9 protein-coding genes and 1 tRNA gene are annotated in these 12,889 nt (G+C 45.1%); 5 read left to right on the forward strand and 5 right to left on the reverse strand.

Features of this window, described 5'->3' with window-relative positions; all coding sequences use genetic code 11:
- The first annotated feature begins 96 nt into the window (after positions 1-96).
- Together GJQ69_RS05085 and GJQ69_RS05090 are read left to right on the forward strand one after the other, a co-directional pair.
- A complete protein-coding gene (locus tag GJQ69_RS05085; RefSeq protein WP_174193158.1) occupies positions 97-1,785 on the forward strand; it encodes a M3 family oligoendopeptidase in 1,689 nt (562 codons plus the stop codon).
- A gap of 547 nt (positions 1,786-2,332) precedes the next feature.
- Positions 2,333-4,213 (forward strand): PASTA domain-containing protein, encoded by a 1,881-nt coding sequence (locus GJQ69_RS05090; protein ID WP_174193161.1) that lies wholly within the window; start codon positions 2,333-2,335, stop codon positions 4,211-4,213.
- A 90-nt stretch (positions 4,214-4,303) separates the two neighbouring features.
- Here GJQ69_RS05090 and GJQ69_RS05095 read toward each other — a convergent pair whose 3' ends face one another.
- Both GJQ69_RS05095 and GJQ69_RS05100 read right to left on the reverse strand, forming a co-directional pair.
- Positions 4,304-5,917: an MBL fold metallo-hydrolase RNA specificity domain-containing protein gene (locus GJQ69_RS05095; protein ID WP_086035761.1), complete on the reverse strand. Its 1,614-nt coding sequence runs from the start codon at positions 5,915-5,917 to the stop codon at positions 4,304-4,306.
- A gap of 85 nt (positions 5,918-6,002) precedes the next feature.
- The gene (locus GJQ69_RS05100) at positions 6,003-6,746 is read right to left on the reverse strand and encodes an exodeoxyribonuclease III (RefSeq protein ID WP_174193164.1); all 744 of its coding nucleotides are present in this window, start codon (positions 6,744-6,746) and stop codon (positions 6,003-6,005) included.
- 224 nt (positions 6,747-6,970) lie between these two features.
- Here GJQ69_RS05100 and GJQ69_RS05105 point away from each other — a divergent pair.
- Positions 6,971-7,055: transfer RNA gene (locus GJQ69_RS05105), tRNA-Leu, on the forward strand.
- 341 nt (positions 7,056-7,396) lie between these two features.
- On the opposite strand, the gene GJQ69_RS05110 is transcribed toward GJQ69_RS05105, so the two are convergent.
- The 3 genes from GJQ69_RS05110 to sigK all read right to left on the reverse strand — a co-directional run bounded on the left by GJQ69_RS05110 (position 7,397) and on the right by sigK (position 9,574).
- The gene (locus GJQ69_RS05110) at positions 7,397-8,143 is read right to left on the reverse strand and encodes a YebC/PmpR family DNA-binding transcriptional regulator (RefSeq protein ID WP_086035759.1); all 747 of its coding nucleotides are present in this window, start codon (positions 8,141-8,143) and stop codon (positions 7,397-7,399) included.
- An 83-nt stretch (positions 8,144-8,226) separates the two neighbouring features.
- Complete coding sequence (locus GJQ69_RS05115) at positions 8,227-8,742, reverse strand: peptidylprolyl isomerase (RefSeq protein ID WP_174193166.1); 516 nt, start codon at positions 8,740-8,742, stop codon at positions 8,227-8,229.
- A gap of 127 nt (positions 8,743-8,869) precedes the next feature.
- Positions 8,870-9,574 carry an RNA polymerase sporulation sigma factor SigK gene (sigK, locus tag GJQ69_RS05120; protein WP_086035757.1) on the reverse strand — a complete coding sequence of 235 codons (705 nt, stop codon included), beginning with the start codon at positions 9,572-9,574 and terminating at the stop codon, positions 8,870-8,872.
- Between the two features lie 269 nt (positions 9,575-9,843).
- Between sigK and GJQ69_RS05125 the strand changes: the two genes are divergently transcribed.
- The gene (locus GJQ69_RS05125) at positions 9,844-11,751 is read left to right on the forward strand and encodes an SH3 domain-containing protein (RefSeq protein ID WP_174193168.1); all 1,908 of its coding nucleotides are present in this window, start codon (positions 9,844-9,846) and stop codon (positions 11,749-11,751) included.
- 72 nt (positions 11,752-11,823) lie between these two features.
- Positions 11,824-12,771, forward strand: a complete 948-nt coding sequence (locus tag GJQ69_RS05130; RefSeq protein ID WP_236849648.1) for a bile acid:sodium symporter family protein — start codon at positions 11,824-11,826, stop codon at positions 12,769-12,771.
- Positions 12,772-12,889: the final 118 nt, after the last annotated feature.

Consider the following 12,889-nt stretch of genomic DNA (forward strand, 5'->3'; position numbering starts at 1 on the left):
GAATGCAGAAAAGAAGCAAGAATTTGATTTTTTGTTCGCATCGCGGTAAACTGTATTTATTCTATATTTAATAAGAGTAGCAAAGGAGTCACTGCTATGAAATTTTCAGAAATGCCTTACACAAGGCCAGACTATTCTGCCCTTTTTCAGCAGATAGATGATATGACAGCCAAACTGCAGAAGGGAACCACTGCAGAACAGCTGGAAATTTATAAACAGGTGGAAACACTGGAATCCAATGTAGTCACGCAGGCCACCATCTGCATGATTCGCAACAGCGTAGATACGCTCGACAAGTTCTACGAAACAGAGCAGACATATAATGATGAGCACATACCGCTTTTGAACGAACATCTGCAGTCCTTTAAGAAAGCGCTGGTTCAATCGCCCCATCGCCCAGAACTTGAAAAAAATTTAGGCAGCATGCTGTTCCAGAAGCTTGAAATGGAGCAGAAAGCCTTTTCACTGAAGATTGTTCCGCTTCTACAGGAAGGCAATCATCTGACCAACGAATATCAAAAGTTGTACGCAAGTGCGGCCATTGACTTTGACGGTAAAACCTGTAACTTGTCACAGTTAGGGCCTTATCTGCAAAGCACGAATCGTTCTGTGCGTCGCAATGCAGCAGAAGCTTATTTCGATTTTTTTGAGGAACACCGCGAAGAATTCGATACCATTTACGACAAATTAGTAAAAAATCGTACAGAGCAGGCACATCGGCTTGGATTTTCCAACTATGCGGAACTTTCACTGCTGCGCATGAACCGGAACGGATATAATCTAGATGACATTCGCAATTTTCGCAAGCAGGTTGTACGTGACCTAGTTCCACTGACGATAAAGATTAAAAAACGTCAGGCAACACGCATTGGCGTTACGGATTTCCGCTTTTATGATAACGATTTAAAATTCAAAGATGGCAGCGCTGTACCGCAGGGAACCCCGAAAGAAATAATGCAAGCCGGAAAAAAGATGTACACAGAACTTTCCAAAGAGACTGAAGAGTTTATTGAACAGATGTTCCGCATGGATTTGTTTGATGTATTGGCCAAAAAAGGTAAAGCACCCGGTGGCTATTGTACGGATTTGCCAGATTATCATTGCTCGTTTATTTTTTCAAACTTTAATGGCACTTCCGGAGATGTGGACGTACTGACACATGAAGCAGGTCACGCATTTGCAAGTTTTATTGCACAGCGTACGGTTCCGCTGCTGGCTCTGCGGGAACCTTCCTATGAAACTGCTGAAACACATTCCATGAGTATGGAGTTTCTGACTGCGCCGTGGCATCACCTTTTCTTCGGCGACCAGACAGATAAATATGAACTTGCCCATGCTGAAGATGCGATTGACTTTATTCCTTATGGCTGTTTAGTAGACCATTTTCAGGAAGAAATTTACCTCCATCCGGAAATGACACCGGAAGAACGGAATCAGACATGGCTGCGGCTGGAAAAGATGTACCGACCCTATATGGACTTTACTGGCCTTCCTGTTTTGCAGCGTGGTGCAGGCTGGCAACGTCAGCTCCACATTTATATGTATCCTTTCTATTATATTGACTACTGCCTGGCACAGACGATGTCCCTGCAGTTTTTCAATGCGGCAAACCGTGACCGTAAGGACGCGTGGAACCGCTATTTGAAGTTTGTAAAACAGGGCGGGACCGCTTCCTTTATTGACATTGCACACTCTGTCAATTTTCAGTCACCGTTGGATGAAGGCTGTGTCCGCCGTGTGGCAGATGAAACAGCGGTGTGGCTGAAAGACCACGCTGTCGAATAACCATCTTGCTGGTGGAATCGTCCATTCATAAACGAATCATTTTTGCACATACTGGCTGGCAGAGGTGATTCATTTTGGACAGCACTTATTTTGGGCGTTTGGGTTATCCTGTGTTTTACAGCCGGTTTTTCAACGATGCACCGGAATTACAGAATTCTTTTCTGTCCTTGCCGGAGGAAGCACAGCAGGCTATCCTCAGGCGTGACATTCATTCTTCGGAAGAATTAAAAAATGCTGTAAGTGAATATTATTTAAAGCGATAATCGCAAATAGGGGAGATAGGGCAAACCGCTCTGTCTCCTTTTTTGCACTCTTGTGCATGGCAAAAGAAACAGAAGTGTAATTACCTGCAGCGGCCTTTCTCTTGAATACATACAACAGCTGTGCTATAATAAACTACGATTCAGACGAAGAATCATCCATCATTTTATGGGAATCTATTTGCTGGGATATTATATTACTGAACACCAAAACGTCCTGCCGGACGTTGCTTTTTTGTTTTAACGGAAATTGGTGTGATAAATCAGAAAGAAGGAGCAGGCACCCTATGACAGGCTATGAACATCTGTGTATGAATTGCATGGCTGACACGGAAGGACAAGCTAAGTGCCCGCGTTGCGGCTTTCCGCAGCAGGAACCTCAGCGAAAAGACGCTTTGCCTTACCGAACAGTTTTGCAGGAACGCTATATGGTGGGACGGGCAAAACGATCCGACCCAGAAGGATTCACATATATTGCCTTTGATATGCAGCAACTTTGTACTGTACAGATTCGTGAGTTCTTTCCGCATGAAATCTGTGCACGCATTACCGGCAGCACGGACATTGCCGTAATTGCCGGCAACGAAACCGCCTTTGATGAATATCTGAATGACTTTATCAGTTATCAGGAATCCATTGCAAAGTTCCGCGACCAGCCGGCCATACTGGCAGTGCAGGACATTTTTGAGGAAAATTATACTGCTTATGCGGTTTCTCCATGGGAGGAGGCCATTACACTGCGCTATTTTGTCGAGCGCAGCGGAGGCTCGCTTTCTTGGAATGCCGCATGGAAATTGTTTATGCCGGTTATCAGCGCTGTTTCTGCGATGTACGCAGCCGGTGTCGGTCATTATGGCATTTCCCCAGATACTTTATTTATCATGCCAAACGGAAGTATGAAATTAGGAGCTTTTTGCTCACCGGCCGTCCGTATATCAGGCGGTTGTTTATTACCAAATCTACAATCTGGCTGTGCTGCTGCGGAACAGTATGATGCCAACGCAAAACTCGGTGAAAACACCGATGTTTATGGAATGGCAGCTACGCTGTTCTACGCTTTGACAGGTGTTCTGCCGAAAGATGCTCGTGACCGCCGCAGCGACCCGCGCCTGTTGCTGCCTGCCAGTACATTACGAAGTATTCCGCCGCACGTTGTGACTGCACTGGCAAATGCACTGCAGGTAAGCCGCAGTGAGCGGACACCTACTTTTGAGCGATTTCGAGCAGAGCTTTCCGCTGCGCCAACGGCAACAGCTTCTCTGGAAGAAACACAAAGCCTGCGGCGTATTTCCAGTCCATATGATGACTCTGCCGACCGCGCAACTCATGCGGCCCAGCAGCAGGAGCAGGAGCAGGAAGCAGAAAATATTCGGAAACCCATTCCTAAGTTCGTGGGTATTATCTTAATTTGCGTGGCAGTGCTGATATGTGTTACAGTCGGTGTTGTTGCCTATCTCTCCAATCACTCTGGAAGCCTTGGTGAATTAGCTGTGGCAACTTCTGCTGCATCCTCAGTAGAAAATCCCGTTACAGGCAATGCATCAGAATCTGCTTTAACCAACAGCGGAGTAAACCACTCGGCTATATCAGCGGTATCTTCCTCTGATGTAATTTCTTCTGCATCGGATTCAGCTGAAAATGAAAGCACCGCTTCTGCCAGCAGCCTTTCCAGTCCTAGCAGCTTAACTTCATCATCTAACAGTTCTTCTATGGCATCTTCTGTACCAGAAGGACAAATCGTGGTGCCGAATCTTGTCGGAAAAAATTACTACAGCTTGAGTAAAAGTTCGGATTACCAAGTCGTTTTAACAAGTAAGGAATTCAGCGACAGTATTAAAGAGGGCTGCATTATTTCCCAAACGCCATCATCTTCTGGTACGATGGTAAAAGGCGCGGCTATCTCTGTTACGGTTAGTCAGGGAGCCGCTTTGCGTGAACTGCCTGATGTTGCTGGACTTTCTTATGATGCAGCATGTAAAAAAGTAGACGCAGTTGGCTTGGTCCCGGATGGAAAAACACTGCAAAGCAGTAACAGCATTCCAAAAGGGCAAGTAATTGGCTATGCAGACGGTTTAAAGGCCGGCAGCAAACTAAATTATCAATATTCTGTAACTTTGCTGGTCAGTACTGGCGCGGATAATACTGACAGTGAAGATGTTGCTGATTAAATTTTTATTCCACTACAATATTACAATAATAAAGCAGGACTGCTCTGGAGTGAAACCTTCGGGGCAGTCCTGCTTTATTATTTCTATGTTTTAGCGGTCCCACTTATCACACATGGACAAAATCTGGTCAGCAAATCGACCAAGGTCTTTATTTGTACCGCCTTCGTTGTGCTGTACAACCTGCTCCAGCCGCTTCTGTGCTTGTAGCAATCGTGCGTAAGCGGGGGAGTAATACTTTTCATTTTTGTAATTGGAAGGACGGGCGGGGTGCAATTTTTCTGGCGTAATGCCCTCATCTGTAAGCCGTCCGGCAATCAAATCATAGTTCGCCTGGAAATTAGGGGCAAAAGCATCATATCCTTTTGTGCACAATTCAGCTGTAAATCCCTCACAGCAAGTACGTTCACCATGCACAACAAATATCTTTTTGGGTTTGTTCTGAAAGGCACCAAGCCACTCCAGCAAACCGCTGTGGTCCGCATGACCGGATAAAGCCCGGAAATTATAGATATGCGCTTTTACCGCAATCTGCTCACCAAAAAGCTTAACATTGTCTACACCATCAAGAAGCATTCGGCCAAGCGTTCCGGCTGCCTGAAATCCGACAAAAACGATGGAACATTCCGGCCGCCAAAGATTATGTTTCAGGTGATGCCGGATACGGCCAGCTTCGCACATACCGCTTGAAGAAATAATTACCTTTGGAACACCATCTGCATTTAGGGCTTTTGATTCCTCCACACTGGCAGTGATATTCAAATTAGGGAATTGGAGTGGGTCAAATCCATCCATAATTAGGTCAGCCGTTTCTTCATCTGCATATCCATGAAGGTCGCCGCTGTAAATAGCTGTAGCCTCTGCAGCAAGGGGAGAATCCACGTAGACTGGGAAATTTGGGCATTGCAATGTCAAGTGCTGCTCCTTTATCTGTCGTATAAAATAAAGGAGTTCCTGTGTACGACCGACTGCAAAGGACGGGATAACGACATTACCGCCATTCGCAAGCGTATTATCGATGATTTTTGCAATAACTTCCGGGTAGTTTTCCACTTCCTCATGTTCTCGGTCACCATAGGTGGATTCCATAACAACATAATCGGCTTCTTTGATATACTGTGGGTCGCGAATAATCGGCTGCTGTTTGTTTCCGATATCTCCGGAAAAGACTAATTTGCGTGTTACATCATCCTCTGTTGCCCAAATCTCAATAGAAGAACTTCCTAGCAGATGACCGGCATCTACAAAACGTGCACGCACACCGGGGCATACATCCACTATTTCGCCGTATTCACAGCTTTCCATCAACTGAATGGCAGCGTCTGCATCATCTAATGTATACATCGGTTGTTTGGGCTGTCGACCAGCGCGACGCCCCTTCCGGGTAGCCTGTGCAGCGTCCATTTCCTGAATATGTGCACTGTCACGCAGCATAATCTGCATCAGATAGGTCGTTTTGCTGGTTGCAATAATTTTCCCCTGGAACCCCTGCTTGACCAGCAGGGGAAGGCGGCCTGAATGGTCGATATGTGCGTGTGTAATAAGTACATAGTCTACCAGATTCGCATGGAATGGAAATTCCCAATTATTTGTTTCATCCTCGCCTTGCTGCATACCACAGTCAATTAAAATATGTCTTCCATTTACTGTTAGGCAGTGACAGCTGCCTGTTACCTCTTTATCAGCACCGTAAAAAGTTAAATTCATAGAGCCCCCTGCTTTCTTCTGTTACTACGATAACGTAAAGTTGCCCATTCTGCCTGTAAAGATGGACATATGGACTTGCATTCGCTTAATCTTTTACTTCCAGCAAAATTGGACAATGGTCGCTGCCATAAACATCTGATAAAATTTCACTCTTTGCTATACGTGGAAATAAACGATTGGAAGTTAAGAAATAATCAATACGCCATCCGGCGTTGGTATCGCGTGCGTGGAAACGGTAACTCCACCAGCTGTATGCTCCAGTTTGCTGTAGATGCAGTGCACGAAAGGTATCCGTAAATCCAGACTGCAGCAATTGAGTGAATTTTGCACGTTCCTGGTCGGAGAATCCAGCATTTCCACGATTGGGACCTGGATTCTTTAGGTCGATTTCTTCGTGTGCTACGTTGAGGTCCCCGCAAAGGATGACTGGTTTTTGGGCATCAAGCCTCATCAAATATTCCCGCTGTGTATCCTCCCACTGCATACGGTAATCAATGCGTGCTAATCCCTGCTGGGAATTGGGAGAATAAAAGGTTACGACATAATATTCTGGGAATTCCAGTGTTATGCTGCGCCCTTCACCGGTACATGTATCATAAGCAGTAGAAAGCGGCTGTTTTCGTGTAAATACAGCTGTGCCGGAATATCCTTTTCGTTCTGCCGAATTCCAAAGTTGCTGATAACCTGGTAAATTTAGTTCTACTTGCCCCGGCTGCATTTTTGTTTCCTGTACGCAAAATATATCTGCATCTACAGAAGAGAAAAAATCCAGGAATCCTTTTTTAATGCAAGCCCGCAGACCATTTACATTCCATGAAATTATTTTCATACATAAAGGGACCTTTCATTATTTATCTTTTAAAAAGTACAAGAGGGAACGTGTAACAAATAAACTATTCTTTCTTTTAAATTATATACATTTTTGTACAATATTGCAACATAAAGTTTTTATTGTTCTCTTTTTAGTGCTTTTTGACCACAATCCTGCGCAGAAAAGTGAAAAACAGTTGACATTTCTTAAATGTAATGATATAATAATCCACGTTGTCACAAGCGCGAGTGCTGGAACTGGCAGACAGGCACGTTTGAGGGGCGTGTGTTGTATGACGTACGGGTTCAAGTCCCGTCTCGCGCACCAAGGTATGGTCTTGAAATATCGCATAAGTATGCGGTTTTCAGGACTTTTCTTTTTATCAGTCGTATTTCACTTTTTTCCTGCATATTATAGGAGTACGGGGGAATGACAGCTGTACATAATAATTTCCTCTATATATCCGGACAGCACAGCACATGAGCTGGCTGCACCGGCAGTACTCCTAACTGACACGAGGCCAGGGCAAACAATGCTCTGGCCCCTGTTTTTTATGGGGAAGACTTTATTGGGAGGCAAGGAAAAATAAAAAATCCAAAGCAGATACAGAAAATTGTATCCTGCTTTGGATTTTCCACTTTTCATACATTTGATGCAAGTGAAAAGCTTTACTCTTCGTTGTCTTCCACATCGGACATATCCCAGTTGTGCCAAACGTTCTGCACATCATCCAAATCTTCCAGCGTGTCCAGCAATTTCTGCATACTGTTTTGCTTACTCTCCGGAACCTTTACATAAGTAGAGGGAACCATCTGAATTTCAGCTGTTTCAAACTCATAGCCCTTATTGGTTAAGTCATTCAGCACACCGGAAAAGTCATCCGGTTCGGTAAAGATTTCAAAGACATCTTCGTCTGCCTGCAGGTCTGCCGCGCCGGCTTCCAAAGCATCTTCCATCACTTTATCCTCTTCATGGCCTTCACGTTCAATGACCAGTACACCTTTGCGCTCAAACAGGAAAGAAACACATCCCGTTGTGCCGAGGTTCCCGCCATATTTATCAAAATCATGGCGAACATCTGCTGCTGTACGATTGCGGTTATCAGACAGTGCTTCTACAATAACAGCAACACCGCAGGGGCCATATCCCTCATAGACAATATTTTCGTATTTGTTTTCGTCGCCGTCACCAGCTGCACGTTTGATAATACGTTCAATATTATCATTCGGAACATTCGCTGCTTTCGCTTTTGCAATGCAGTCCTTTAGCTTTGAGTTGCTGACTGGGTCCGGTCCGCCGCCTTCTTTGACAGCAACTGCAAGTTCACGGCCGATTTTTGTAAAGACTTTTGCCTTTGCGCCATCGGTTTTTTCCTTTTTTCGTTTGATATTATTCCATTTCGAATGGCCAGACATATTTGTATTTCCTCCTGACAAAAAAACTATTTCTTAGTATACCATAAACAAACGAACGGGGCAAGATGGAAAGAATGGCTTCATTACTGCTTTTTAGGTTCAGGGTATTCTTTGCCAAAGGTTTCTACGGTTACTTTTGTCATGACCTGTTCCTTCCGTGGGCGGTCATTATAATCCCGGCGTGCAGAAACAATTTTATCGGCGGCTTCCATCCCTTCTGTTACTTTTCCGAAAGCAGCATACTGGCCATCTAGGTGCGGAGCATCAGCGACCATAATGAAGAACTGACTGCCGGCGGAATTTGGATCCATCGTGCGGGCCATGCTGAGAACACCGCGGGTATGTTTTAAAGAGTTTGCAAAACCGTTGGCTAAAAATTCGCCGCTGATGCTGTATCCCGGGCCGCCCATGCCGGTGCCATCCGGGTCACCGCCCTGAATCATAAAGCCAGGAATAACTCTGTGAAATATTGTACTGTCAAAAAAGCCGGAATGCACTAGACTAATAAAATTGCATACGGTATTCGGTGCAATCTCCGGATACAGTTCCGCTTTAATAGTGCCCGCGGTCGTTTCAAATGTGACAACAGGATTGTTCATGTGTGGATACCCCCATATCAATGATTAACTTCTGCCGTTCCGCACAAAAAGTGCCGGAATCTCTATACTGGCTCAGTATAAACCAAAATAGGGGGAAGAGCAAGCGCCCGCATACAGAATACATTTCTTACACGGAAGGATGCATGTGAGATTCAAACTGCCTGTGCAGGTTTTCTAGCGCTTTTTTTTCAATTCGAGAAACATAGCTGCGTGAAATACCGAGCACTTGGGCAACTTCCCGCTGTGTACGCGGCCGTGTACCATTTAAACCGTAGCGCAGCAGGATAATCGTCTGCTCACGGGAAGATAAATTTTGTATGTATTTGTACAGCTTTTCACACTTAATTTTTCGGTCCAAATTGTCGAAAATATTGTCATCGCTGGCCAACACGTCCATCAGCGTAAGGGCACTTCCGTCTTTATCATTATCTATCGGTTCATTCATGGAAACATCCTGCGCGGATTTTTTCATGCTGCGAAAATGCATTAAAATTTCGTTTTCAATACACCTGGCAGCATAGCTGGAAAGGCGAATGCCTTTTTTCGGGTCGAATGTGTTAACCGCTTTAATCAGTCCAATTGTACCAATCGAAATGAGGTCCTCCTGGTCCACACGCTTTCCGGAAGCATACTTTTTTATAATGTGGGCCACCAGACGCAGGTTATGTGAAATGAGTTCGTCTTTGGCCTTTTTATCTCCCTGTGCCATCCGCTGCAGGCAGTCGCGCTCCTGCTCGGCCGTAAGGGCATGCGGAAAGGAACCGGAACCTGTAACGTGCAAAACAAAAAACAGCAAACCGGACAATATCCCCAACAGCATTGACTCCAGCATATGCATTCTCCTTTTTTAAGCTGTCGATATTCTATTTTATGTTCTATACTGGAAGTTTGTTGCAAGTCCACCGGCTACCGTTTTGGTTTATTTTATTTGTCGGACAATGAAAAAATTACGAACAAACGGTGAATTTTTTATAAATGGGACTCGCTTTTTTGAAAGCAGTATGTTATAATAGCATTACTTACAAATTTGTAATCATTGTAAAGGAATGATAACAAAGGGTTCGGCTTTATCTATCTTACATAGAAAAGGAGTACAGCTTTATGCAAAACAAGCACAATGCAGCAAGCAAACTTACAGCGGCCGCCATTGCAGCTGCTCTGCTGGCCAGTATGCTGACCGTTTCTGTTTCAGCTGCTGAAGGTTCTTCATCTGCCGTAAAGGCAAAGGCCGGAATGGCTTCAGCACTTATGGTAAGAAGGCAGTCTACGTTGCAAACTTTAACGGCAAAAAGTGTAACGGTGAACTATGGTGCAGGTGCTTCATCTACAGGGAAAGTACACGTATCCAGCTGCCTGAATCTCCGCTCAGCCGCAAGTACCAGCAGCCAAATTATCGGGCGGTTAACCAATGGCCAGACCGTTACCATTTTGAAAAATACGAACGGCTGGATGCAGGTAACGACCTCGTCTGGTCAAACCGGTTACTGCAGCAGCAGCTATATTACCGTTACCACCACCTCTTCCTCCCAGACGAATTCCAGCGGCTCTGGAAGTTCTACGGCATCTAGCGGAAGTAAAGCGACCGTTAAGGTAAGTGGCGGCCTGAATCTTCGCTCGGCCGCAGGCACCAGCAGCAAAATTATCAGCTGCCTTTCCAATGGAGAGTCGGTAACTGTGCTGAGCACCAGCAATGGCTGGTCCTATATTCAAACTTCTGCAGGACAGAAGGGGTACTGCTGCTCTACTTATCTGACTGTCAGCAGCACTTCCGCCCCAGCTTCCAACAGCGGTAGTTCCAGTGTGTCCGGCAATGAAAAAGCAACCGTTAAAGTCAATGACAGCTTAAATCTTCGTTCTGCGGCAAGTACCAGCAGTACGGTAATTGGCAGCCTTTCAAACGGGCAGTCGGTAACTGTGCTGAGCACCAGCAATGGCTGGTCCTATATTCAAACTTCTGCAGGACAGAAGGGGTACTGCTGCTCTACTTATCTGACTGTCAGCAACACTTCCGCCCCAGCTTCCAACAGCGGTAGTTCCAGTGTGTCCGGCAATGAAAAAGCAACCGTTAAAGTCAATGACAGCTTAAATCTTCGTTCTGCGGCAAGTACCAGCAGTACGGTAATTGGCAGCCTTTCAAACGGGCAGTCGGTAACTGTGCTGAGCACCAGCAATGGCTGGTCCTATATTCAAACTTCTGCAGGACAGAAGGGGTACTGTTGCTCTACTTATCTGGCTGCCGGCAGCACTTCTGCCCCGGTTTCCAACAACGGTAGTTCCAGTGTGTCCGGCAATAAAAAAGCAACCGTTAAAGTCAATGACAGCTTAAATCTTCGTTCTGCGGCAAGTACCAGCAGTACGGTAATTGGCAGCCTTTCAAACGGGCAGTCGGTAACCGTGCTGAGTGCCAGTAATGGCTGGTCTTATATTCAGACTTCTGCCGGTGCAAAAGGTTATTGCTGTTCCACTTATTTGGCCATTGACGGAAGTACGACAAACAATCCTTCAAATAGCAGTAGCAAAGTGCTAAATGGACTTCCTGCGTACAAGCAGTATGATTCTGAATGGGCTAATACCTATATTGGAAGCAGCTATGGCGGCACAATTCATGCGATTGGTTGTCTGGTAACAAGCCTTGCAATGTCAGAAAGCTATCGCACACAAAGCCGCGTAACTCCAAATGACATTGCACATCAGTGTAACTTTACAAGCGGCGGCGGTTTGTATTGGCCTTCTAACTATTATGCGCTGTCTGGCGTTAGTGACTCCAACCTGAGTGGAATTTATCAGCAGCTGAAGTCTGGAAAGCCCGTTATTGTCGGTGGCTCCAACTCCAGAAGCTCCCATTGGATTATCATTAAAGGCTATCAGAATGTACCACTGAACTCCAGCGGGAGTCCCACTTCTTTGTCTGCTTCTATGTTCCTGATTAACGACCCTGGATACGGCAATCAGACATTGGCGGATTATTTCAGTCAATTCCCATGTGGACATGTTTACCGTACATATTGATAACAAAGGCTGTTGCACAAAGGCAACGGCCTTTTTTATATTCTTCTTTCATAATAGTAGGTGTAAAACAAAGTGAAGAATCTTTCTAATTTAAATCGGTTTCTTGATAAATGTATGCCCATCCTTACCCCAACTGCGCTGGTACTGGGTGTCCTATTTCCACAAGTGACGGGCCGTTTTCTTCCGTATGTTATCGGCTTTTTTGCATTTATGACTTTTCAAGGAAGTCTAGACTCTGATTTTCGGCAGTTAAAAAAAGTGTTTTGTAATCTTCTGCCACTGATTGTTACATTGGGAATGCTTCATATTTGGATACCGTGTCTTGCCCGGTTTCTTGGTGGCGTATTCTTTGGATTTAACCCAAATCTGGTAGCCGGCATCGTTTTGGAATATATTGTGCCAACGGGTATTGTCAGTTTCATGTGGGTGAATATTTATAAGGGAAATGGTTCGCTTACACTGTCTATTATTTTATTGGACACTCTGCTGGCACCTATCATTGTACCTGCTAGCCTAAAAGTCCTGCTGGGTACTTCCGTACAGATGGATACCATAGGCATGATGAAGGATATGCTGCTGATGGTTGCTGTACCGGCAGTTGCGGGCATAACAATCAATCAGCTAAGCCATGGGAATGCAAATAAAAGAGTAAAGCCCGCCCTAGCACCATTCGGAAAAGCAGCACTGTTTCTTGTCGTTTCCGGGAACTCCAGCCGAGTAGCCCCGTACATCAGACATCTTACGCCGACTTTAGTCGGCGTTGCGGTGCTGATACTGTGTATATCCGCCTCTGGCTATTTGTGGGGCATTCTAGCGGCAAAGGTACTGCATCAGTCAAAAGATACTCTCGTTTCTATGGCATACAACAGTGGTATGCGCAATATTAGTGCCGGTGCCGTGCTCGCAGGCGCCTATTTTCCACCTGCCGTTATGTTTCCGGTTATGATTGGAACACTATTTCAGCAAGTCCTGGCTGCACTGTATGGGACTTGGTTCAATAAAAAGCGTGAGATAGGCTAAACAAAGCAGTAGCAGTAGAAGAAAAATTAAGATTGCTGCTTTAGACAGAAGCAAAAACTTCAGGACTTGTAAAATGCCTTGAAATATTGTAGAATAAATTAGTCTTATTATGATTATA

Origin of the sequence: Caproicibacterium lactatifermentans (assembly GCF_013315815.1) — a bacterium.
Classification (GTDB): domain Bacteria; phylum Bacillota; class Clostridia; order Oscillospirales; family Acutalibacteraceae; genus Caproicibacterium; species Caproicibacterium lactatifermentans.